We start from the raw sequence: 20,905 nt of genomic DNA, 5'->3' as shown, positions 1-20,905 counted from the left end.
GAGACGGCACTGAATGGCGGTGATGGGCGGCAAGGTAAGACAGTTGCTCCCACAGGGACGGCGGGGGGGACTTCAAATAATGCGTAATGCCAGACTGGCCGGCAAATCTCTCAGAGATAGCGCGCCATGATCGCGTCCACCGCCCCTTCCTTGCGCAGCTCATCCAGGGCTTTTTGAAGCCGTGCGACCACGTCATCGGGCACGCCCTTGTTCAGCGCCAGGTACAACTCGGCACTGTTGAATCGCAGCACGGTCTTGAGATCGTCCACGCCTTCCTGACGGGCCAGGTAGCGACCGGCCGGATCGCCAGTGGCCCACAGGTCGATCTGACCGTTGACCAGTTTCCTGGCATTGTCCTGGTCGCGCAGCACGACAACTGGCTTCAACCCTTGCTTGTCCAGTGTTTCGGCAATGGCGTCACCTTTGTAGGCGCCGATCCTGTATGGGCGCGCCTGCTCCAATGAGTCCAGGGCAATCTTGCTATCCGCCCTGGCAAGCATGATCCAGTCGTCCGGACCGATGGGGCCGACCCATTTGAAAAGCGCTTCCCGCTCCGGCAACCGCGCCATGACAAATACACCGTAGCCGGGATTTTCCAGGGCGAGTTTGTAGATGCGTTCCCAGGGAAAGCGCAGCGTCAGGCTGTAGCTGATATCGGCGCGCTTGAAGATCTCGCGGACGATGTCCACGGCAATACCATGGATGTTCTCGTCCTGGGCGAAGTTCTTGCCGTTCTTGGCCATGTTGTACGGCGGAAAGTTTTCCGTCAGCAGCACCAGCGATGTATCGGCAGCGCGGGCGGTCCCTGCGAGCAGCAACGTGGCGCTGGCAAAGGCAAGAACGAGGCGTTTGAACATGTCGGGCTACCGCAATCCGTGGTGTGCCCAAGATTGCCTTGGGCCCGCCATGGTGTCCAGCGATCAGCGAATGCAGATACCGCGCTGCGCCATGTAGGCCTTGGCCTCCGGCACGGTGTATTCGCCAAAGTGGAAGATGCTCGCCGCCAGCACCGCGCTGGCGTGGCCTTCGAGAATGCCGTCCGCCAAGTGCTGCAGGTTGCCGACACCGCCGGAGGCAATCACCGGGATCCCCAGGGCATCGCTGATGGCGCGGGTGACGCCCAGGTCGAAGCCGTTCTTCATGCCGTCCTGGTCCATGCTGGTCAGCAGGATTTCACCGGCGCCCAGGCCTTCCATCTTCTTCGCCCACTCAACGGCGTCGAGTCCGGTTGGCTTGCGGCCGCCGTGAGTGAAGATTTCCCAGCGCGGGGGTTCGCCCGGACCGGAAACCTTCTTCGCATCGATCGCCACGACAATGCACTGCGAGCCGAAACGCTCGGCTGCCTCGCCGACGAACTCAGGATTGAAGACGGCCGCGGTGTTGATGGACACCTTGTCCGCACCGGCGTTGAGCAGGTTGCGGATGTCCTGCACGGTGCGCACGCCACCGCCCACGGTCAGCGGGATGAACACCTGGCTGGCCATGCGCTCGACGGTATGCAACGTGGTATCGCGGCCATCGACGCTGGCCGTGATGTCCAGGAAGGTAATCTCGTCCGCGCCCTGTTCGTCGTAGCGACGGGCGATTTCCACCGGGTCGCCGGCGTCACGGATGTTCTCGAACTTGACGCCCTTGACCACCCGGCCGTTATCCACGTCCAGGCAAGGGATGATGCGTTTGGCCAGCGCCATGATGAGTCCTCAGCCTGTGTAGGAATCGCAGAAGGCCTGGGCCTCGGCGACGTCCAGGGTGCCTTCATAAATCGCGCGACCGGTGATCGCACCGATGATGCCGGGCGCCTTGGCGTCGAGCAGCGTCTTGATGTCGCCCAGGTTGTGGATACCACCGGAAGCGATGACCGGGATCTTCGTGGCGGCGGCCAGGGCGGCGGTGAACGGGACGTTGCAGCCCTGCATCATGCCGTCTTTGGCGATGTCGGTGTAGACGATGGCAGAGACGCCGTCAGCCTCGAAGCGCTTGGCCAGGTCGATCACCTGCATGGTGCTGACTTCGGCCCAGCCGTCAGTGGCGACGAAACCGTCCTTGGCGTCCAGGCCAACGATGACCTTGCCCGGGAAGGCGCGGCAGGCTTCGGCAACGAACTCAGGTTCCTTGACAGCCTTGGTGCCGATGATCACATAGCTGACGCCGGCCTTGACGTAGTGCTCGATGGTTTCCAGCGAACGAATACCCCCGCCGATCTGGATCGGCAGGTTCGGGTAGCGCCTGGCGATGGCGGTAACCACTTCACCGTTCACCGGCTGCCCTTCGAAGGCGCCATTCAGGTCGACCAGATGCAGGCGACGGCAGCCACCTTCCACCCACTTGGCGGCCATGCTCACCGGATCATCGGAAAATACCGTGGAGTCTTCCATCCGGCCCTGACGCAGACGTACGCAAGCGCCGTCCTTGAGATCGATAGCGGGGATAATCAGCATCTGGCAAACCTTCAAATACGAATGTTCAGCTTGGCTCGGGAATCAGTTTTTCTCGAGCGCCCACAGGTCGCTTTCGATGCTTTCGAACCTTTCCTTAAGGTGCGCCTGCACGTCGAAAATCGCCCTGTTGTAATAGTGCGGAGCAATTTCGCGGGTAAACAGGTCAAGAATTTCCGCCGCCTCGAACGAACCCAGGTCCAGTTCGAAACGATCCTCCATGAACCGCTGGATCTTGCGATTCGCCTCACTTTCCTGCTCGGGGGTGAGGGTCAGGATTGGCGGTTTCTTGCGTGCCATTACCAGCGACCGTCCCACGCCGCGAAGTTCTGCAGCAGTTGCAGGCCATGAGTATGGCTCTTCTCCGGGTGGAACTGCACGGCGAATCGCGACCCATCGGCCAGGGCTGCGGCGAAATCGACGCCATAGTGACCGCTGCCCACCACCTGCCGCGCATTGCCGGCCGCGATGTAGTAGCTGTGCACGAAGTAGAAGCGCGCCAGGTCCGGAATGTTGTGCCACAGAGGATGATCCACCGCCTGTTTCACTTCGTTCCAGCCCATGTGGGGGACTTTCAGGTGTTCGGCATCTTCATGCAGGTCCTTGCCGAAGAACTTAACCTGGCCCGGGAACATGCCGATGCAATCGACACCGCTGTTCTCTTCGCTGCGCTCGAGCAATGCCTGCATGCCCACGCAGATGCCAAGGAACGGACGGTCCTGGCTGACTTCGTGGACCAGCGAGTCGAAGCCCAGGCGACGGATCTCGGCCATGCAATCGCGAATAGCTCCGACGCCGGGGAATACCACCCGGTCGGCTTCGCGAATCACGTCGGCATCGCTGGTGATCAGGACCTTGCCGGCGCCCACGTGCTCAAGGGCCTTGGCCACCGAGTGCAGGTTGCCCATACCGTAGTCGATAACCGCAACCGTCTGCATTACAGGACGCCCTTGGTGGAAGGCATCTGCCCGGCCATGCGGTCATCGAGCTCAACGGCCATGCGCAAGGCGCGGCCGAAAGCCTTGAACACGGTTTCGATCTGGTGGTGGGTGTTATGCCCGCGCAAGTTGTCGATGTGCAGAGTCACGTTGGCGTGGTTGACGAAGCCCTGGAAGAACTCCTGGAACAGGTCGACGTCGAAGCCGCCGACGGTAGCGCGGGTGTATGGCACATGCATCTGCAAGCCCGGACGACCGGAGAAGTCGATGACCACCCGCGACAGCGCTTCATCGAGCGGCACATAGGCGTGGCCGTAGCGACGGATGCCCTTCTTGTCGCCGATGGCCTGGGTGAAGGCCTGCCCCAGGGTGATACCGACGTCTTCCACCGTGTGGTGGTCGTCGATATGCAGATCGCCCTTGCTGACGATGTCCAGGTCGATCAGCCCGTGACGGGCGATCTGGTCCAGCATGTGCTCAAGGAAAGGCACGCCGATATCAAACCGGGCCTTTCCGGTGCCATCCAGGTTGATCGAGGCTTTGATCTGGGTTTCCAGAGTGTCGCGCTCGACAGACGCCTTACGTTCGGCCATCACCAGCTCCGCAAAATCATTGGGCGAAAAAGGCAGCCATTATAGGGGCGCGAGCGACAAACAGAAACACGAGAGACGATATCACTGACGGGCTGAATCCTGCGCCGCCGGCGATAGACATGTCCATACAAGTGAGGGATGCAGTTTTTTGCCATCAGCCAGAAACAAATGTGGGAGCGAGCCTGCTCGCGATAGCGGCGGATCAGTCAACAATGACTCGACTGACACACCCCATCGCGAGCGGGCTCGCTCCCACAGGGCTCACCCGAAACCGATGGCTCCGGGATCACCTCGGTGTTGCTTAGTGGAACAACACCGCCGTCTTCTGCAGGGTCACCCACACACCCCACGCCAACGGAATACCCACCACCAGCCAGGCGGCGACCGCCATGAGCTTGGTGCCCGGTGCGGCTTTCCACTCCAGAGAAGTGGTGCTGTCGGCACCCTTGTCATGGCCCAGCGCCTGTTCGGCAGCCAGTTCTGCGTCGGTCATGAAGTACTTGTCGGCGACCGGGCGAACCATCAGGTTGCACAGGAAGCCCAGCACCAGCAGGCCGGAGAGGATGTACAGGGTAATGTCATAAGCGGCGGCGCGTTCAACGCCGATGCTCAGCTGATATTCACGCAGGTAGTTCACCAGAACCGGACCCAGCACGCCGGCCGCAGCCCAGGCGGTCAACAGGCGACCGTGGATCGCGCCAACCATTTGCGTACCGAACAGGTCGGCCAGGTAGGCCGGCACCGTGGCGAAACCGCCGCCGTACATCGACAGGATGATGCAGAACGCCGCCACGAACAGGGCGACACTGCCCAGGTGACCGAGGTTCGGGATCAGCGAGTACAGGGCAACACCCAGGGCGAAGAACACGAAGTAGGTGTTTTTACGGCCCAGGTAATCCGAGAAGGATGCCCAGAAGAACCGCCCACCGATGTTGAACAGGCTCAGCAGACCGGTGAAGCCGGCGGCGATGGCCGCAATCTGGCCCAGCTGGGTAGCGTCCAATTGGCCAAAAGGCAGGTCGTTGCCGAGCAGCTTTCCGCCGAACACTTCCTGCAACAATGGCGAAGCCATGCCGATAATGCCGATGCCAGCGGACACGTTCAGGCACAGCACCAGCCACACCAAAATGAACTGTGGGGTTTTCCAGGCTACGTTCACGTGAACGTGGCGATGGGTGATCATCGAGTTCGTGGCCTTCTTCGGCGCCGGAGTCCAGCCCTCAGGCTTCCAGCCGGTCGGAGGCACGCGGTACAACAACGCACCACCGATCATGAACACGAAATAGATCGCAGCCATGACCAGGAAGCTCTGCCATACGCCCACGCTGGTTGGCGAGGCGAAATGGTTCATCAGCGCTGCTGCCAGCGGGGCACCAACCATCGCACCGCCACCAAAGCCCATGATCGCCATGCCCGTCGCCATGCCGCGCTTGTCCGGGAACCATTTGATCAGGGTGGAGACCGGAGATATGTAACCCAGGCCCAGGCCAATACCGCCGATGACACCGGAACCGACCCACATCAGCCAGATCTGGTGGGTATAGATACCCAGCGCGGAAATCAGCAAGCCACCGCACCAGCACAAGGCCGACACGACACCCGCCTTGCGTGGGCCAGCGTGTTCCAGCCAGCCACCCCAGATGGCTGCCGAGCAACCCAGGAAGATGAAGAACAGGGTGTAGATCCAGCCGAGCATCGAGATCGGCCAGTCGCATTGTGACGAAAAGACTTGCGAGATGAAGCTCATGTCCGGTGCGCAGGCTACCGGCTTGGTGATGCCCAAGGCCTTGGACAGTGGCAACCAGAACACCGAGAAGCCGTAGGCCATGCCGATGCAGAGGTGAATGGCCAGCGCGGCCGGTGGAACCAGCCACCGGTTGAAGCCGGACTTGGCGATGATACGTTCCTTGGAGAGGAACGCAGGCTGGTCGGCAACGCCGCCCGCCGTGATGCTCGTGCTCATTGTGTTTCCCCCAATTGTTAGAATGGTTCGCCAGCCACGCATCACCCTCAGCCTTATTTGCACGCAGGCATGACTGTATTGTGCGGTGAAGCTCCCTGTTGGTGTGACATCAAGTCGCAGAAGGACGGGCGAACGGGTAAAGGTTACCATTTGCTCGCGACAGAAAAACCAAAGTGATATCACCTTTTTCATGTCATTTGTCTTATCGCGTCCTTGTTTGCTTTCTGTAGGGCGAAAGTCATTTATTTTTCAGGAATTTCCATGCCCATTGTTGTCGAGCACCTGATTGAAGCCACCGGCCAGGATCGGCAGGACCTGCACAAAATCTACCTGGACGCCCCGCCCTGGCTGCTCGAGCCGTTCAACGATGCCACGCACCTGATCCAGGATTACCTGCAAGATGGCTCATTGATCGCGGCTCGCTTCAACGATCGACTGCTCGGTGCCGCACGCCTGCAACGGCACCAGAACGCCTGGCACTTGTCCCAGATATGCGTGCGAAGCGTAACCCGTCGCCGTGGCGTAGCTGAGCGACTGGTCAGCGAAGCGCAGCGGATGGCCCGGCAAGAGGGCGCCGAGCTGCGGTTGCTGGCCCCGGCCGGGCACTTGATGGCCCAGGCCCTGGCAGCCAAATTGAAGCTGGCGCTGGACGAAAGTTGAGCATCAGGGGAAATGATCGCCCCAACGCACCAGCAATCCACAGCGTTATACTCGCAGGCTAAATTCTGAACTCAACCTACAAGGACTCGCCCATGAAAGCGTTCGGCAAAATCCTGGGTCTGGTACTTCTCGGGCTGTTGCTGATCATTGTGGCCTTGGGCTTTGCCCTGACCCACCTCTTCGATCCCAACGACTACAAGGAAGAGATCCGCCAGATAGCCCGCGACAAGGCCCACATTGAGCTGACCCTCAATGGCGACATCGGCTGGAGTCTGTTTCCATGGCTGGGTCTGGAATTGCACGAGGCCAGCGTCGCGACGCTGGCCAACCCGACACAACCTTTCGCCGACCTGCAGATGCTCGGTCTTTCGGTGCGGGTCATGCCGCTGCTCCGCCGGGAAGTACAGATGAGCGACGTGCGGGTCGAAGGCCTGAACCTGCGCCTCAACCGTGACAAGAACGGCCACGGCAACTGGGAAGACATTGGCAAGGCGCCCGTTTCCACAACGACCGCGGGCACCCCGGCACCGGCCGAGCAACCGGCTCCGCCCGCCAGTGCCCCGGCGGAAAAACCAGCCCAGCCGACCCGCCTGGACATCGACAGCCTGACCGTGAACAACGCCCGGGTCGAGTACACCGACGAGCAGACCGGCAAGCAGTTCAGCGCCGAAAGTATCCAACTGAGCACAGGCCCGGTCCACGACTCCACCAACATTCCGGTCAAGCTGACCGCCTTCCTGTCCAGCAGCCAGCCAGCCGTGCGCGTGCGGACCGAAGTCACCGGCGAACTGCGCTTCGAACGCGCCTTGCAGCGCTACAAGTTCGAAGACCTGAAACTGTCCGGCGAAGTCACTGGCGATCCGCTACAGGGCAAGATCCTGAATTTCAACGCCCAGGGTCAGCTGTTCCTGGACAGGGCCGCGAACGTTGCCGAATGGACCGGCATCAAGCTGTCCTTGAACCAGCTGCGCGCCCTGGGCGAACTGAAGGTCAACGACCTCGACAAGACCCCGCAGTTGAACGGCGGTGTATCGATCGCTCAGTTCGACCTGGCGAATTTTGTCGACAGCATCGGCCAGAAACTACCCGCCATGGGCGAAGGCAGCCTGACCAAGGTCGAACTGGTCAGCCGCATCGCCGGTACGCCCACCAGCGTCGAATTCAACAACATCAATCTGAAAGTCGACGACAGCAACTTCAGCGGTCGTATCGCCGTGGAAGACTTCGCCAAGCAGTCCCTGCGCGCGCAGCTCAAGGCCGACACGTTCAACGTTGACCGCTACCTGCCGCCAAAATCCACCGAGGCCAACAGCGCCAAGACCGCCCGCGAGGAGGAGGTCAGCAACACCGAGGCCAGTGCCATGGCCGGCGCCGGCACCACGCCGCTGCCGAACGCTCCGACTCAGGGCGCCTGGAGCAACGACCGACTCTTTCCGGTGGAACGCCTGAGCAAACTGGACCTCGATGCCGACCTGACTTTCGGCCAGCTGACCCTCGACAAACTGCCGATCCAGGACGCGGCCCTCAAGGCCACCGGCCAGGGTGGCCTGTTGACCCTGGAAAACCTGCGGGGCGACCTGTTCAACGGCAACTTCGAGGCCAAGGGTACGCTGGATGTACGCCAGCCCACGCCACAGTTGAGCCTGCAAACCCGGATCAACCGGGTGCCGGCCGAGAAAATCATCGAGAGCCAAGGCAAGAATCCGCCGGTCAAAGGCCTGGTGACACTCAACAGCGCCGTGACCGCCAGCGGCAACAGCCAGAAAGCTCTGATCGACAGCCTCAACGGCAACGCCGGCTTCGTCATCAACGACGGTGTGCTGCTCAACGCCAACCTCGAACAGCAACTGTGCAAGGGCATTGCCCTGCTGAACCGCAAGAGCCTGAGCGGCGAACCTCGGGGCAAGGACACACCGTTCCAGCAACTCGACGGCAACTTGACCTTCCGCAATGGCGTGGCCAGCAACCCGGACCTGAAAGTCCGCATCCCCGGCATGACCGTCAACGGCAACGGTGATATCGATCTGCGCGTGCTCGGCATGGATTACCGTGTCGGCGTCATCGTCGAAGGCGACAAGAGCGACATGCCTGACCCGGCCTGCCAGGTCAACGAACGCTACGTCGATGTCGAATGGCCGCTGCGCTGCCGCGGTCCGCTGGAGCTCGGCGCAAAGGCCTGCCGCCTGGACAACGACGGACTAGGCAAGGTCGCGGCGAAACTGGCCGGCGACCGTCTCGGCGACAAGATCGACGAGAAGCTGGGCGACAAGGTCAGCCCCGAGTTGAAAGATGCGCTCAAGGGGCTGTTCAAACGATGAGAGCCGAGCAGTTTTCCACCGCCGTCCTGGACTGGTTCGACCGCCACGGGCGTCATGACTTGCCTTGGCAACAAGGCATCACCCCGTACCGGGTGTGGGTCTCCGAGATCATGTTGCAGCAGACCCAGGTCAGCACCGTGCTCAATTACTTCGACCGGTTCATGGCCTCGCTGCCCACCGTCGAAGCCCTGGCCGCCGCGCCGGAAGACGAAGTGCTGCACCTGTGGACCGGCCTGGGCTATTACACCCGTGCGCGCAACTTGCAGAAAACCGCGAAGATCGTCGTCGACCAGTACGGCGGCGAATTCCCCCGGGACGTGGAAAAGCTCACCGAACTGCCGGGGATCGGCCTGTCTACCGCCGGCGCTATCGCCAGCATCAGCATGGGCCTGCGGGCGCCAATCCTCGATGGCAACGTCAAGCGGGTACTAGCGCGCTTCACGGCCCAGGAAGGCTACCCGGGCGAACCCAAGGTCGCCAAGCAGTTGTGGGCCACCGCCGAGCGCTTCACCCCCCAGGATCGGGTCAACGCCTACACCCAGGCGATGATGGACCTGGGCGCCACGCTCTGCACTCGCAGCAAACCCAGTTGCCTGCTCTGCCCCCTGAAGTCAGGTTGCGAAGCCCACATGCTGGGCCTGGAAACCCGCTACCCGATCCCCAAGCCGCGCAAGGAAGTCCCGAAGAAACGCACGCTGATGCCAATGCTGGCCAACCGTGAAGGCGCCATCCTGCTTTACCGTCGCCCTTCCACCGGCCTGTGGGGTGGATTGTGGAGCCTTCCGGAACTCGACGACCTCGACGACCTGCAACACCTGGCCCTGCAACACTCCCTGGAACTGGGCAAGCACCAGGAAATGCCTGGCCTGGTACACACCTTCAGTCACTTCCAGTTGGCAATCGAACCCTGGCTGGTCCAGGTTCGGGAGAGCGGCCATCACGTGGCCGAGGCCGACTGGCTCTGGTATAACCTCGCCACCCCGCCGCGCCTGGGCCTCGCCGCCCCGGTCAAAACCTTGCTCGAGCGCGCGGCCGCCGTATTGAACGCAGGAGAGCCGTCATGACCCGCACCATCATGTGCCGTAAGTACAAAGAAGAACTGCCCGCCCTGGAACGAGCCCCCTTTCCGGGTTCCATCGGCCAGGATATCTACGACAACGTCTCGGCCAAGGCCTGGGGCGACTGGCAGAAACACCAGACCCTGCTGATCAACGAAAAACGCCTGAACATGATGAACGCCGACGACCGCAAATACCTCCAGGGCGAGATGGCGAAGTTCTTTTCCGGCGAAGAATACGCCAAGGCCGAAGGCTACGTGCCGCCGTCCGAATAAGCTGTCCGGACCGGGGGCGAATCGTAAGCGACGGTAATAATTAAATATTTTTTGAAAACTTGCTTGACGCCCCCCTGAAAAACCCGTTTAATGCGCCCCGTTGCCCAGATAGCTCAGTCGGTAGAGCAGGGGATTGAAAATCCCCGTGTCGGCGGTTCGATTCCGTCTCTGGGCACCAAATACCGAAAACCCCGATCAAGCAATTGATCGGGGTTTTTTATTGCCTGGGTTTATTCCACCGTCTCGCCGACTCAGTTACATTCGCCCCTCGTTGCTCTCCCTTCCCTAACAAACGAGTCGTTATGGACATCACCGGCATCCCCTTCGGCACCACCGACTGGTCAACCATCGAACCGACCGAACACAAAGGCGTCACCGGAACGGCATATTGGCGGACCCGGCAGTTCGGGAACATCCGGGTGCGGATGGTGGAATACACGGCGGGATACCTCGCCGACCACTGGTGCACCAAAGGGCACATCCTGTTTTGCCTGAAAGGTGAGCTGAACACCGAGCTGGAGGATGGACGGCACTTCGTGCTCAAGGCTGGCATGAGCTACCAGGTGGCCGACCAGGCCGAGCCCCATCGTTCTTCGACCTCCCAGGGTGCCACCTTGTTCGTGGTGGATTGAGGTTCGAAGCATTGGCCTTGAGGCTGTAGGATATACAGCCTTAATTCACGTCAGGAATCCGGCCCATGGCATCGGCGAACAAACAGCAGAAACGTAACCAGCGCGCCAAAGCGAAAGCCAAGCAGAACCGCGTTCAACGTGCCGCTGCGCCGAACGACTTCCTGGACCCGAACGATGAGCGCATCGATCTGGAAACGGTGGATCTGTCCGATCTGTTCAACCAGATGCGCATGGCTGAAAAAGTCAGTCAGCAGGCCATGTGCGCGGCCTTCCTCGGGCATCCACTGCTGGCGCTGGTGCTGGAACAGGAAGGTGAGGAAGAAGCCACGGACTTCATCTTTACCGCCTTGATCGAATACCGTCGCCTGACCACAGGAGTTGACGAGCAAACTGCACTGGACTGGGTCGAAAGTCCCCAGTTCCAGGCCGATTACGTCGCAGCATCCCGGCAACTGACGCAAGCGTCTGATTAACTTCGGTGACTACGAGGCTGCCCGGTCAAACTGGGTAGCCTGCGTCAGAACTTTCCGCACACCGACACTTTCTTTGGACAGCGCCTACAGGTTCTGACGCAACAGACATAACGCTGCCTCAAACCGATCCTGCATGTATCTGTCGCTTTTCATCCAGGTCAATCAGCCTCGTCCGGCATCATCGAAATACCGATTGGAGCATCCTTTTCTGGACCGCCCACCACTTCGGCTGATATTCGATGAGTCCACTTTTATCCCAAGACGATCCAAAGCTTGCGCCACTGATCAACGAACTCGGTGAACTGATCCAGCAGGCACGTCGTAAAGTGCTGCGCGCCGTTGATACCCTTCAAGTACAGACCTGCTGGCAGATCGGCCGGCATATCGTTGAATTCGAGCAGCGAGGAGCTGAGCGGGCGGCTTATGGGAAACAACTGCTGCCAATTCTGGCAAAAACACATACGGCGAAGTTTGGAAAAGGGTTCGATGCCTCGAATCTGCGTTATATGCGGCTTTTTTATCAGGCATTTCCAAAGTGTGACGCACTGCGTCACGAATTGAGCTGGACCCACTACCGCACGCTTCTCCGGGTGGAAAACGATAACGCCCGGCATTGGTACATGAACGAAACCGCCACGCAGAACTGGTCCACCCGCGCCCTGGAACGGCAAATCGGAACCTTCTACTACGAGCGCCTGCTGGCAAGCCGCGACCGGCCCAAGGTGAAGCAGGAGGCCTCGGCCAACCTGAAAGCACTGGATCTCGGCCCCAGGGATATCGTTCGGGATCCGGTCGTCCTGGAGTTTCTCGGACTGCCCAATGCCGGTCTCCTGCTGGAAACCGATCTGGAACAAGCCCTGATCGACCAGTTGCAGGGATTCCTCCTCGAACTGGGTAAGGGCTTCGCCTTCGTTGCCCGTCAGCAGCGCATCAGCACCGAGGGCAAGGACTTCTACGTCGACCTCGTGTTCTACAACTATCTGCTCAAATGCTTTGTGATTGTCGACCTCAAGCGCGGCGAACTCAGCCACCAGGACATCGGCCAGATGGACATGTACGTCCGCCTCTACGACGACCTGAGACGCGGCCCGGATGACAAACCCACCGTCGGCATCATTCTCTGTACGCAGAAGGACGAGTCGGTGGTGCGCTACTCAGTGCTGCAAGGCAACGAACAGCTCTTCGCCAGCCAATACCAACTTGTACTCCCGACAGAAGAAGAACTGCGCAATGAGTTGGATCGTGAGCGTGCCCGACTTGAAGAGCGACCATCGGGCATGCCGGCTGAAGGCCACTGACACCCTGGCGCTGATTCGCGATGCGTTCCAAGGGCATTATCCGAGTCCGAAGCGGTAAACTACCCGCCTCACAGACTACCGACCGTGCCGAAATGGCTTGAGTCGGGGGCTGCCACCTGACGAATTGGAAACCGAAGCCCAATGGCCTCACTGAATAAGCAGCAGAAACGCGCCAAGCGTGCCAAAGACAAAGCCAAGCAGATCCGCATGACCGGGCGTAAATCCACTCCAATGTATGGCGACCCGGCCCACGCCACCGCGCAGCCGCCCGTCTATGTGCTGGAGCTGTTCGCCAAACTGCGTGAAGCCGAAGCCGTCAGCCGAAGCGAATTGCTCGACACGCTGCTGTCTTCCCTGAGCGTGATGATCAGCGAACGTCCGGGCCTGCTGGACCTGAAGAACGCCGAGAACGAAAGCATGGCGGCAACCAACCTGGCCGCCGACATGCTGGTGGATTACCGCATGTGGGCCGACGACATGGACCGCGAAACGGCACAACGCTGGCTCAGCACCCCTGAATTCATCAAGAACTTCGGCGAAGCGCTGGACCGTTATCGCCAATCGATGGAAGAGCCCGCCGGCGAGTAAGCCGATTGGCTATTCGTCACCGTTCCAATGGAACACCAGATTGCGTGCGGCCCCGCTGCCGATGTCGGCGGTGTCGCGGCGCTCCTCGCCATTGCGTGTCGCCATCACGGTGTACTTGCCCGGCGGCAGTTGCACATAAACCAGCGGCCCCGCGTCATCCAGCGTCAACAGTGTTTGCCCCGATGCGTTGTGGATCGTGACGTGCACATCCGGGATGTATTTGTTTTCAGGTCCGACCGCAAAAGTCATGTGCAGGTTGTACCCGTGCGCCTGCCCGATGGCCCGGGCTTCGTCTTCGCCGATACCACCGGACAGGTAGGTTATGCCGTTTTGCTGCAGCGGCTGAACCTGCACGCCGGCGCTGTCTATTGGAGCGAGGTTGGCGGCGTTGAGCATGATGGAAAAAAGTAATACTCCTAGGCTCGTGAAGGGCAACAAAAAGCAACGAAAAAGCTTCATGGCGATAACTCCCACGGTTCGCCCATACAGGTTCCCTTTTGATTCGGGTCGCAGTCGTAGGTTTAGATCGATTGGAAGCATCCGCGCCACCGGCAGCCGTCAGAATCGTATATCCCATCGCCATATCCCGGTGGTAGCCTACGCTTGGATTTTTGGATTCGTGGAGGACTCCTGATGGAACAAACCACCCTTTTCATGAGCAACCGCAGCCAAGCGGTCCGGCTTCCCAAAGCAGTGGCGATGCCAAGCGACGTGAAGCGCGTAGATGTAATCGCCGTCGGCAGAGCCCGAATCATTACCCCGGCCGGAGAAGCATGGGACAGCTGGTTCGATGGAGATACCGTGACAGCTGACTTTATGACAGACCGCGATCAGCCCGCCGATCAGGAGCGTGAATCCTTCTAAATGATCAAATTCATGCTGGATACCAACATCTGTATTTTCACCATCAAGAACAAACCCCAGATGGTCAGAGAAGCTTTCAATCTGCATCACGGCCAGCTTTGCATTAGTGCCGTTACGCTGATGGAGCTGATCTACGGCGCAGAAAAGTCTTGCGCCCCAGAAAGAAATCTCGCCGTCATCGAAGGCTTCTGTGCTCGCCTTGAGGTTCTACCATTTGGTTATGAAGCTGCCGCACATACCGGAATGATTCGAGCCGAACTGGCGAAGGCAGGCAAGCCAATCGGCCCTTACGACCAAATGATTGCCGGCCATGCCCGTTCTCTCGGGCTGATCGTGATAACCAACAATCTGAAGGAGTTTGAAAGAGTTCCGGGACTGCGCACCGAAGATTGGACCGTTGTGAAAGGGCCAGAGTAACGCTCATCCGGTTAACCCTTCCAACCCCCGCCCAAAGCTGGCACCATCGCGCCTTTTTTTACGCGACTCCCCGGGATTTTTCACCGGCAAACACGGTTCAAACAGCCGTTCGGTTGTTGATGGCGCGACAGTCTGCTGTGCCGATGCGACAAGCTGCCGCACATCACCGGTTTACCACCCGTAGCGCTGTTGGCGGCCATTCGGACGCATGCTAGCTTGGCCGCCTCGCCAAGGAAGGCTGCCAACAGCAAGGGAGCACATATCATGAGGACCGCACATGGCCCAGGCCACGCCCGCGCTTGAAATCCGCAACCTGCACAAACGCTACGGACAGTTGGAGGTGCTCAAAGGCGTCTCGCTGACCGCCCGCGACGGCGATGTGATCTCGATCCTGGGCTCCTCCGGCTCCGGCAAGTCCACGTTCCTGCGCTGCATCAACCTGCTGGAGAATCCCAATCAGGGCGAGATCCTGGTGGCCGGTGAAGCGCTCAAGCTCAAGGCCGCGAAAAACGGTGAGCTGGTGGCAGCCGACGGCAAACAGATCAATCGCATGCGCAGTGAGATTGGTTTTGTGTTTCAAAACTTTAACCTCTGGCCCCACATGAGCGTGCTCGACAACATCACCGAAGCCCCACGCCGGGTGCTCGGCCAGAGTAAGGCCGAAGCGGTTGAAGTAGCCGAAGCCTTGCTGGCCAAGGTCGGCATCGCCGACAAGCGCCACGCCTATCCTGCCGAGCTGTCTGGCGGCCAACAGCAACGCGCTGCCATCGCCCGCACCCTGGCGATGCAGCCCAAGGTGATCCTGTTCGACGAGCCCACCTCCGCCCTTGACCCGGAAATGGTCCAGGAAGTACTTAATGTGATCCGCGCCCTGGCCGAAGAAGGTCGCACCATGCTGCTGGTGACCCACGAAATGGGGTTCGCCCGTCAGGTTTCCAGTGAAGTGGTATTCCTCCATCAGGGCCTGGTCGAAGAACAAGGATCGCCACAGCAGGTCTTCGAAAACCCGCTTTCGGCGCGCTGCAAACAATTCATGTCCAGCAACCGCTAACGGAGCAGTGCATATGCAGACTTACAAGAAATTCCTTTTGGCCGCAGCTGCCAGCCTGGTGTTCTCGGCCAACGCCATGGCAGCCGAGAAACTGAAGATGGGCATCGAAGCGGCGTACCCGCCGTTCAACAACAAAGACGCCAGCGGCCAAGTGGTGGGCTTCGACAAAGACATCGGCGATGCCCTGTGCGCCAAGATGAAAGTCGAATGCGAAGTGGTCACCTCCGATTGGGACGGGATCATCCCGGCCCTGAACGCCAAGAAGTTCGACTTCCTGATTTCCTCTCTATCGATCACCGAAGAGCGTAAGCAGGCCGTGGACTTCACCGACCCGTACTACTCCAACAAACTGCAATTCATCGCACCGAAGAATGTCGAGTTCAAGACCGATAAGGCTTCGCTCAAAGGCAAGGTCATCGGTGCTCAACGCGCGACCCTCGCCGGCACCTGGCTGGAAGACGAACTGGGCAGCGATATCACTGCCAAGCTCTACGACACCCAGGAAAATGCCTACCTGGACCTGACTTCCGGTCGCGTCGACGCGATCCTGGCGGACAAATACGTGAACTACGACTGGCTGAAAACCGATGCCGGCCGAGCCTATGAATTCAAGGGCGACCCGGTGGTGGAAAGCGACAAGATCGGCATCGCCGTGCGCAAGGGTGACGACGGCCTGCGCAACAACCTGAACGCCGCGCTGAAGGAAATTGTTGCCGACGGCACCTATAAAAAGATCAACGACAAGTACTTCCCGTTCAGCATCTACTGATGCGAATGCGCCTGGTCGGCGCTGCTGCATTGCAGCGCCGACCCTTAGCAAAGCCTGCCGCGATATGAACACATACCCATGATGATCGACCTCTACGGATTCGGCCCGGCGCTTGCCGCCGGCGCACTGATGACCGTCAAACTGGCGCTCTCGGCCCTGTGCCTGGGACTGGTGCTCGGCCTGCTCGGCGCCTTGGCCAAGACCTCCGCCCACAAGCCGCTGCAATGGCTTGGCGGCACCTATTCGACCCTGGTCCGCGGCGTCCCGGAATTGCTCTGGGTGCTGCTGATCTACTTCGGCACCATCAATCTGATGGGAGCCTTGGGCAAGTACTTCGGCAACCCGGACCTGGCCCTCAATCCTTTCTCCGCCGGTGTCATCGCCTTGGGCCTGTGCTTTGGCGCCTACGCCACGGAAGTGTTTCGTGGCGCAATCCTGGCGATCCCCAAAGGTCACCGCGAAGCCGGCGTGGCCCTGGGCCTGTCGAAATGGCGGATCTTCACCAAATTGATCATGCCGCAGATGTGGCGCATTGCCCTGCCGGGCCTGGGCAATCTTTTCATGATCCTGATGAAGGACACCGCACTGGTCTCGGTGATCGGTCTGGAAGAAATCATGCGCCACGCACAGATCGGCGTGACCGTGTCCAAGCAACCCTTCACCTTCTACATGGTGGCCGCGTTCATGTACCTGGGCCTGACAGTCCTCGCCATGATCGGCATGCACCTGCTGGAACGACGCGCCGCCCGCGGCTTTGCCAGGAGCACCCAATGAACTGGGAAGTCATCATCAAGTGGTTGCCGAAACTGGCCCAGGGCGCGACCCTGACCCTGGAGCTGGTCGCCATAGCCGTGATCGCCGGCCTACTGCTGGCGATTCCGCTGGGCATCGCCCGTTCCTCGCGCCTGTGGTACGTGCGGGCACTGCCCTACGCCTACATTTTCTTTTTCCGCGGCACGCCGCTGCTGGTCCAACTGTTTCTGGTCTATTACGGCCTGGCGCAGTTCGATGCCGTACGCAGCAGCGCATTGTGGCCGTACCTGCGGGATCCGTTCTGGTGCGCCACCGCCACCATGACCCTGCACACCGCCGCCTACATCGCCGAGATCCTGCGCGGCGCGATCCAGGCCATCCCAAAAGGCGAGATCGAAGCCGCGCGAGCCCTGGGCATGTCGCGGCCCAAGGCGCTGTTCTACATCATGCTGCCGCGCGCCGCGCGCATCGGGCTGCCGGCTTATAGCAACGAAGTCATCCTGATGCTCAAGGCCAGCGCCCTGGCGAGCACCGTGACCCTGCTGGAACTCACCGGTATGGCCCGCACCATCATTGCCCGAACCTACCTGCCCGTGGAGATCTTTTTCGCGGCTGGTTTGTTCTACCTGGTGATAGCGTTCCTGCTGGTGCAAGGCTTCAAGCAGTTGGAGCGTTGGTTACGCGTCGATGCCTGCCAGGGGCGCTGAAACCGACGTGTTGACGGGCGCAGCGCTGCTCGCCCGTTTCATCGAGCTGGATGGATTTCTCACGGCACACCAGAGGCTGTGGAAACCACGCCCGTTTACCCACTTGCAACTGCCTTGGGAAGCGTCCCATCCGGAACTCGCCCAGTGGCTACGCAGGCGCTCGCTGGAAGACGCGGAGAACGACCATCACCAGCCTTGGCTGATTGAACAGGCACCAGCGCCGTTTCCGGAACTGGCGATGTTTTCCCACGCATTGAGCACCGTCGCAGCATTACCCGGCAAACAGCTCGAAACACCGACCCAGCGCCTCAAGGTCGACGTGCCCGGTCGCAAGTGGCAGCAGATCGAAGCCTTCGCCAGCCGCCTGCAATTCTCCACCGAACCGACCCATTGGCTCGACTGGTGCGCCGGCAAAGGCCACCTCGGCAGACGCTTGCTGCACGGCGATCAACAGCTGACCTGCCTGGAATACGATCCCGCATTGGTCGTCAACGGCCAGCAACTGAGCCAGCGTCACCACCTGGCCGCCACGCATCTGCAACAAGACGTATTGGCACCGGAGGCCGCCCAGGCGATCCAGGCCGAGCACACGCCAGTAGCCCTGCACGCCTGTGGCGACCTGCACGTCCGGCTGATGCAACTGGCCAGCGCCGCCGGTTGCGCCCAGTTAGCTATTGCACCCTGCTGCTATAACCGCATCAACGCTGACCATTATCAGCCACTGTCCAGCGCCGCCCGAGGCTCCGCCCTGCAGTTGTCCGTCGATGATCTCGGCCTGCCACTGACCGAAACCGTTACCGCCGGGGCCCGGGTGCGCAGGCAACGAGATCAGTCCATGGCCCGGCGCCTGGGTTTCGACTTGCTGCAACGACAGATCCGAGGCCGCAACGACTACCTCCCCACCCCCTCGTTACCCACCGCGTGGCTGGATAAATCCTTCGCCCAGTACTGCATCGATCTGGCAGCCCTGAAAAACCTCTCCATCACCGACACGCCGGATTGGGCCGCCTTGGAAGCAGCGGGTCATCAACGCTTGATCGAGGTGCGTAACCTGGAACTGGTGCGCGGCCTGTTCCGACGGCCGCTGGAGCTTTGGCTGGCATTGGATCGAGCACTTTTCCTGACTGAAAAAGGCTACGACGTTCGCCTTGGCACTTTCTGCGAAACACCCATTACGCCGCGAAATCTGATGCTGCTGGCAGAGCGTTGCCAAGGTGAAACAGCCTGTGGATAACTCTGTTGATGGAATATGCCGGGATCCAATAAATCCGCGTTTTGTTGAGCAAATCATGACTGGTCATTTTTTGTTCATCAGAATAAAAAACCATTAAAACAGTCATTTGCATGCGAATGAGAAGGCTGTCACAAAATCGCAAGACGCCACCCGTCCAGTCGGGTCCGTTGTGCATAAGCGCTCAAGCAAATCGGCATAACGGTCGAAATCAGGGCAGGAAATGCGCCTGCAGTTACATCCCTACCGGCACCAAACAGGTCGAAGCCAGCAACAGGACATCCCGAACAACCGCACCTGCCAGGCCCTGTACAAACCCCGAAAGCTTCCGGTTCGCACCCGACCTACGGTCCTGGCAAAAATAGTCAAAATTCAGGGGTTTACAGAAATCACTCAATCGCTATAATCGTCGCCCACACGCCGGTATAGCTCAGATGGTAGAGCAACTGACTTGTAATCAGTAGGTCCCGGGTTCGATTCCTGGTGCCGGCACCATACAAGACGAAGCCCTCGCAGAAATGCGAGGGCTTTGTTGTTTCTGGAGGTTGAACCTTCCTAGGAGCTAGATAAGACCGATATCGCCTTATCGGCATCCACAGACCGAACCTTGCCTGCGCTCCTACCCGTTACAATTTCACGTCAGGACAATGTTGACGGTCTCTTACACCGACCTATAATGCACCCCAACACACCCGCCAAGCCTAGGTTGACCCAGTCAGCAAGCTCAAATCGTGCGGGTTTTTTTTGCCCGGAGAAAACTACATGAGGCCCTTCGACAAACCGGCTCTCAGCGTAGAACAGCAATTGGAACTGCTAAAGCAACGAGGTTTGCACATCGCCAACGATGATCGGGCCATACGTTTTCTCGAAGTGGTCACGCTGTTTCGCCTGAGTCCCTATATGCGCCCCTTTCAGGAGTCAGATCCTGAACATACTTTCAAGCCCGGCAGCAAACTGAAGGCAATCGTCGATATCTACCGCTTCGATGGTTCGTTACGGCGCATCACCATGGATGCCATCGAACGTGTCGAAGTCGCCATACGAGCGACTATCAGCAATCATATGTGCCCCAAGTACGGGCCTGACTGGATAGCTGACGCGTCAGTCTTCTCCTCTTCATACTCACACCCCGATCTGTTGCGTCCGTTGCGGGAGCAATTGAATAAGGAACGCAACAAACTCAGACGAGATATCGACCGCATCAAAAAGGGCCGGCAAGCCGATGGCCTCCAACAACAGCGGATAGAAAACCGCATGCGTGACAACTACTTCCGATATTACGCTGCAACCTATGCCTCCCCTGAGCTGCCACCCGCCTGGGCGGTCCTGGAAGAACTCAGCCTTGGGACGGTATCTACCCTCTTCAATGCCATAGGCAAAAGCGCCGACAAGAAAGCTATCGCCACCAGATTCAGCCTGCCCTTCGAAGTACTGGCCTCCTGGCTACACACGCTGACCTTCATTCGCAACTGCTGTGCCCACCACTCACGACTATGGAACCGAGAGCTCTCGATTCGACCGTCCTTACCTAAAGAATGGGCCATTCCCACTGCCCCCGCCGACCAGCCTCAGCCCAAACAGCGGCTATACGTCGTATTGACGATGCTGGCCTACCTAACCGACTTGATCAGCCCAGACAGCCAGTGGAAGCTTCGCCTGGCCGAAATCATGGATCAGCAGGAACTGGATTACTTGAGGCTCATGGGATTTCCAAATGATTGGAAAGATCAACAGCAATGGCGCCTAGCGTAGAGAAACTGGAAACAGATTGCGGTAAATTCCCTGCTTCACTGCTGACTGACACCTCTATCCTGAGAAGGGCAGTTGCCTTCAAAAAATAGCGGAGGCAGCCGCAAAAAAGCCAAGCTGACAAGCCACGGCT

The 20,905-nt window shown here is 59.6% G+C and carries 24 protein-coding genes and 2 tRNA genes; 18 read left to right on the top strand and 8 right to left on the bottom strand.

From position 1 onward, the window contains the following. Positions 1 to 110 precede the first annotated feature (110 nt). From ACODTO_RS10655 to ACODTO_RS10625, 7 genes are all read right to left on the bottom strand, one after another. Complete coding sequence (locus ACODTO_RS10655) at positions 111 to 857, bottom strand: substrate-binding periplasmic protein (protein ID WP_489106397.1); 747 nt, start codon at positions 855 to 857, stop codon at positions 111 to 113. 63 nt (positions 858 to 920) lie between these two features. Beyond that, a complete protein-coding gene (hisF, locus tag ACODTO_RS10650) occupies positions 921 to 1,691 on the bottom strand; it encodes an imidazole glycerol phosphate synthase subunit HisF (RefSeq protein ID WP_041024709.1) in 771 nt (256 codons plus the stop codon). A 9-nt stretch (positions 1,692 to 1,700) separates the two neighbouring features. Then, the gene (hisA, locus tag ACODTO_RS10645) at positions 1,701 to 2,438 is read right to left on the bottom strand and encodes a 1-(5-phosphoribosyl)-5-[(5-phosphoribosylamino)methylideneamino]imidazole-4-carboxamide isomerase (protein WP_139646386.1); all 738 of its coding nucleotides are present in this window, start codon (positions 2,436 to 2,438) and stop codon (positions 1,701 to 1,703) included. A gap of 42 nt (positions 2,439 to 2,480) precedes the next feature. Beyond that, positions 2,481 to 2,735 (bottom strand): DUF2164 domain-containing protein, encoded by a 255-nt coding sequence (locus ACODTO_RS10640; protein ID WP_033034336.1) that lies wholly within the window; start codon positions 2,733 to 2,735, stop codon positions 2,481 to 2,483. After that, complete coding sequence (hisH, locus tag ACODTO_RS10635) at positions 2,735 to 3,373, bottom strand: imidazole glycerol phosphate synthase subunit HisH (protein WP_047699832.1); 639 nt, start codon at positions 3,371 to 3,373, stop codon at positions 2,735 to 2,737. Before hisH ends, ACODTO_RS10640 begins: the two co-directional genes overlap by 1 nt. Then, complete coding sequence (hisB, locus tag ACODTO_RS10630; protein WP_024778052.1) at positions 3,373 to 3,966, bottom strand: imidazoleglycerol-phosphate dehydratase HisB; 594 nt, start codon at positions 3,964 to 3,966, stop codon at positions 3,373 to 3,375. The genes hisH and hisB overlap by 1 nt, the downstream gene beginning before the upstream one ends. A gap of 301 nt (positions 3,967 to 4,267) precedes the next feature. Beyond that, positions 4,268 to 5,929 (bottom strand): OFA family MFS transporter, encoded by a 1,662-nt coding sequence (locus ACODTO_RS10625; RefSeq protein WP_489106396.1) that lies wholly within the window; start codon positions 5,927 to 5,929, stop codon positions 4,268 to 4,270. A gap of 261 nt (positions 5,930 to 6,190) precedes the next feature. Between ACODTO_RS10625 and panM the strand changes: the two genes are divergently transcribed. The 9 genes from panM to ACODTO_RS10580 all read left to right on the top strand — a co-directional run bounded on the left by panM (position 6,191) and on the right by ACODTO_RS10580 (position 13,231). Then, on the top strand, positions 6,191 to 6,589 hold the full coding sequence (gene panM / locus ACODTO_RS10620; protein ID WP_489106395.1) for an aspartate 1-decarboxylase autocleavage activator PanM: 399 nt from the start codon (positions 6,191 to 6,193) through the stop codon (positions 6,587 to 6,589). A 92-nt stretch (positions 6,590 to 6,681) separates the two neighbouring features. Further along, positions 6,682 to 8,907 carry an AsmA family protein gene (locus tag ACODTO_RS10615; protein WP_175361882.1) on the top strand — a complete coding sequence of 742 codons (2,226 nt, stop codon included), beginning with the start codon at positions 6,682 to 6,684 and terminating at the stop codon, positions 8,905 to 8,907. After that, positions 8,904 to 9,971, top strand: a complete 1,068-nt coding sequence (gene mutY, locus ACODTO_RS10610) for an A/G-specific adenine glycosylase (RefSeq protein ID WP_139646376.1) — start codon at positions 8,904 to 8,906, stop codon at positions 9,969 to 9,971. Before ACODTO_RS10615 ends, mutY begins: the two co-directional genes overlap by 4 nt. Continuing rightward, the gene (locus ACODTO_RS10605) at positions 9,968 to 10,240 is read left to right on the top strand and encodes an oxidative damage protection protein (RefSeq protein ID WP_024778047.1); all 273 of its coding nucleotides are present in this window, start codon (positions 9,968 to 9,970) and stop codon (positions 10,238 to 10,240) included. Before mutY ends, ACODTO_RS10605 begins: the two co-directional genes overlap by 4 nt. 102 nt (positions 10,241 to 10,342) lie before the next feature. Continuing rightward, positions 10,343 to 10,418: transfer RNA gene (locus tag ACODTO_RS10600), tRNA-Phe, on the top strand. Positions 10,419 to 10,542: 124 nt separating this feature from the next. Next, complete coding sequence (locus tag ACODTO_RS10595) at positions 10,543 to 10,872, top strand: DHCW motif cupin fold protein (protein ID WP_055136766.1); 330 nt, start codon at positions 10,543 to 10,545, stop codon at positions 10,870 to 10,872. Between the two features lie 65 nt (positions 10,873 to 10,937). After that, on the top strand, positions 10,938 to 11,345 hold the full coding sequence (locus ACODTO_RS10590) for a hypothetical protein (RefSeq protein WP_055136767.1): 408 nt from the start codon (positions 10,938 to 10,940) through the stop codon (positions 11,343 to 11,345). Positions 11,346 to 11,584: 239 nt separating this feature from the next. Further along, complete coding sequence (locus tag ACODTO_RS10585; protein WP_489106394.1) at positions 11,585 to 12,643, top strand: PDDEXK nuclease domain-containing protein; 1,059 nt, start codon at positions 11,585 to 11,587, stop codon at positions 12,641 to 12,643. 141 nt (positions 12,644 to 12,784) lie between these two features. Next, on the top strand, positions 12,785 to 13,231 hold the full coding sequence (locus ACODTO_RS10580) for a hypothetical protein (RefSeq protein WP_489106393.1): 447 nt from the start codon (positions 12,785 to 12,787) through the stop codon (positions 13,229 to 13,231). 9 nt (positions 13,232 to 13,240) lie between these two features. Here the strand turns inward: ACODTO_RS10580 and ACODTO_RS10575 are convergent, their stop codons facing one another. Next, positions 13,241 to 13,690 (bottom strand): carboxypeptidase regulatory-like domain-containing protein, encoded by a 450-nt coding sequence (locus ACODTO_RS10575; RefSeq protein ID WP_175384580.1) that lies wholly within the window; start codon positions 13,688 to 13,690, stop codon positions 13,241 to 13,243. 174 nt (positions 13,691 to 13,864) lie between these two features. Here ACODTO_RS10575 and vapB point away from each other — a divergent pair, with 174 nt between their 5' ends. The 9 genes from vapB to ACODTO_RS10530 all read left to right on the top strand — a co-directional run bounded on the left by vapB (position 13,865) and on the right by ACODTO_RS10530 (position 20,775). Then, positions 13,865 to 14,095, top strand: a complete 231-nt coding sequence (gene vapB / locus ACODTO_RS10570; protein WP_139646368.1) for a type II toxin-antitoxin system VapB family antitoxin — start codon at positions 13,865 to 13,867, stop codon at positions 14,093 to 14,095. After that, positions 14,096 to 14,512 carry a type II toxin-antitoxin system tRNA(fMet)-specific endonuclease VapC gene (gene vapC, locus ACODTO_RS10565; RefSeq protein ID WP_139646366.1) on the top strand — a complete coding sequence of 139 codons (417 nt, stop codon included), beginning with the start codon at positions 14,096 to 14,098 and terminating at the stop codon, positions 14,510 to 14,512. A gap of 277 nt (positions 14,513 to 14,789) precedes the next feature. Continuing rightward, the gene (locus ACODTO_RS10560; RefSeq protein ID WP_024778039.1) at positions 14,790 to 15,563 is read left to right on the top strand and encodes an ABC transporter ATP-binding protein; all 774 of its coding nucleotides are present in this window, start codon (positions 14,790 to 14,792) and stop codon (positions 15,561 to 15,563) included. A 13-nt stretch (positions 15,564 to 15,576) separates the two neighbouring features. Next, positions 15,577 to 16,332: an ABC transporter substrate-binding protein gene (locus ACODTO_RS10555; RefSeq protein ID WP_139646364.1), complete on the top strand. Its 756-nt coding sequence runs from the start codon at positions 15,577 to 15,579 to the stop codon at positions 16,330 to 16,332. Between the two features lie 78 nt (positions 16,333 to 16,410). After that, entirely contained in the window at positions 16,411 to 17,106 is a 696-nt protein-coding gene (locus tag ACODTO_RS10550; RefSeq protein ID WP_139646362.1) for an ABC transporter permease, read from the top strand. After that, positions 17,103 to 17,792: an ABC transporter permease gene (locus ACODTO_RS10545; protein ID WP_041023462.1), complete on the top strand. Its 690-nt coding sequence runs from the start codon at positions 17,103 to 17,105 to the stop codon at positions 17,790 to 17,792. Before ACODTO_RS10550 ends, ACODTO_RS10545 begins: the two co-directional genes overlap by 4 nt. Continuing rightward, a complete protein-coding gene (locus ACODTO_RS10540) occupies positions 17,773 to 19,026 on the top strand; it encodes a methyltransferase (RefSeq protein WP_489106392.1) in 1,254 nt (417 codons plus the stop codon). Before ACODTO_RS10545 ends, ACODTO_RS10540 begins: the two co-directional genes overlap by 20 nt. Positions 19,027 to 19,442: 416 nt before the next feature. Then, a tRNA-Thr gene (locus ACODTO_RS10535) sits at positions 19,443 to 19,518 on the top strand. A 267-nt stretch (positions 19,519 to 19,785) separates the two neighbouring features. Beyond that, a complete protein-coding gene (locus tag ACODTO_RS10530) occupies positions 19,786 to 20,775 on the top strand; it encodes an Abi family protein (protein ID WP_489106391.1) in 990 nt (329 codons plus the stop codon). Positions 20,776 to 20,905: the final 130 nt, after the last annotated feature.

This window comes from Pseudomonas sp. FG13, assembly GCF_057809755.1.
Note: the sequence above shows the minus strand (reverse complement) of the source record. Positions and strands in the feature narration are given on the sequence as shown.

Excerpts from the sequence above, each read along its gene's own strand:
- ACODTO_RS10655 (WP_489106397.1), bottom strand. The coding sequence starts at position 857 with ATGTTCAAACGCCTCGTTCTTGCCTTTGCCAGCGCCACGTTGCTGCTC.
- hisF (WP_041024709.1), bottom strand. The coding sequence starts at position 1,691 with ATGGCGCTGGCCAAACGCATCATCCCTTGCCTGGACGTGGATAACGGC.
- hisA (WP_139646386.1), bottom strand. The coding sequence starts at position 2,438 with ATGCTGATTATCCCCGCTATCGATCTCAAGGACGGCGCTTGCGTACGT.
- ACODTO_RS10640 (WP_033034336.1), bottom strand. The coding sequence starts at position 2,735 with ATGGCACGCAAGAAACCGCCAATCCTGACCCTCACCCCCGAGCAGGAA.
- hisH (WP_047699832.1), bottom strand. The coding sequence starts at position 3,373 with ATGCAGACGGTTGCGGTTATCGACTACGGTATGGGCAACCTGCACTCG.
- hisB (WP_024778052.1), bottom strand. The coding sequence starts at position 3,966 with ATGGCCGAACGTAAGGCGTCTGTCGAGCGCGACACTCTGGAAACCCAG.
- ACODTO_RS10625 (WP_489106396.1), bottom strand. The coding sequence starts at position 5,929 with ATGAGCACGAGCATCACGGCGGGCGGCGTTGCCGACCAGCCTGCGTTC.
- panM (WP_489106395.1), top strand. The coding sequence starts at position 6,191 with ATGCCCATTGTTGTCGAGCACCTGATTGAAGCCACCGGCCAGGATCGG.
- ACODTO_RS10615 (WP_175361882.1), top strand. The coding sequence starts at position 6,682 with ATGAAAGCGTTCGGCAAAATCCTGGGTCTGGTACTTCTCGGGCTGTTG.
- mutY (WP_139646376.1), top strand. The coding sequence starts at position 8,904 with ATGAGAGCCGAGCAGTTTTCCACCGCCGTCCTGGACTGGTTCGACCGC.
- ACODTO_RS10605 (WP_024778047.1), top strand. The coding sequence starts at position 9,968 with ATGACCCGCACCATCATGTGCCGTAAGTACAAAGAAGAACTGCCCGCC.
- ACODTO_RS10595 (WP_055136766.1), top strand. The coding sequence starts at position 10,543 with ATGGACATCACCGGCATCCCCTTCGGCACCACCGACTGGTCAACCATC.
- ACODTO_RS10590 (WP_055136767.1), top strand. The coding sequence starts at position 10,938 with ATGGCATCGGCGAACAAACAGCAGAAACGTAACCAGCGCGCCAAAGCG.
- ACODTO_RS10585 (WP_489106394.1), top strand. The coding sequence starts at position 11,585 with ATGAGTCCACTTTTATCCCAAGACGATCCAAAGCTTGCGCCACTGATC.
- ACODTO_RS10580 (WP_489106393.1), top strand. The coding sequence starts at position 12,785 with ATGGCCTCACTGAATAAGCAGCAGAAACGCGCCAAGCGTGCCAAAGAC.
- ACODTO_RS10575 (WP_175384580.1), bottom strand. The coding sequence starts at position 13,690 with ATGAAGCTTTTTCGTTGCTTTTTGTTGCCCTTCACGAGCCTAGGAGTA.
- vapB (WP_139646368.1), top strand. The coding sequence starts at position 13,865 with ATGGAACAAACCACCCTTTTCATGAGCAACCGCAGCCAAGCGGTCCGG.
- vapC (WP_139646366.1), top strand. The coding sequence starts at position 14,096 with ATGATCAAATTCATGCTGGATACCAACATCTGTATTTTCACCATCAAG.
- ACODTO_RS10560 (WP_024778039.1), top strand. The coding sequence starts at position 14,790 with ATGGCCCAGGCCACGCCCGCGCTTGAAATCCGCAACCTGCACAAACGC.
- ACODTO_RS10555 (WP_139646364.1), top strand. The coding sequence starts at position 15,577 with ATGCAGACTTACAAGAAATTCCTTTTGGCCGCAGCTGCCAGCCTGGTG.
- ACODTO_RS10550 (WP_139646362.1), top strand. The coding sequence starts at position 16,411 with ATGATGATCGACCTCTACGGATTCGGCCCGGCGCTTGCCGCCGGCGCA.
- ACODTO_RS10545 (WP_041023462.1), top strand. The coding sequence starts at position 17,103 with ATGAACTGGGAAGTCATCATCAAGTGGTTGCCGAAACTGGCCCAGGGC.
- ACODTO_RS10540 (WP_489106392.1), top strand. The coding sequence starts at position 17,773 with ATGCCTGCCAGGGGCGCTGAAACCGACGTGTTGACGGGCGCAGCGCTG.
- ACODTO_RS10530 (WP_489106391.1), top strand. The coding sequence starts at position 19,786 with ATGAGGCCCTTCGACAAACCGGCTCTCAGCGTAGAACAGCAATTGGAA.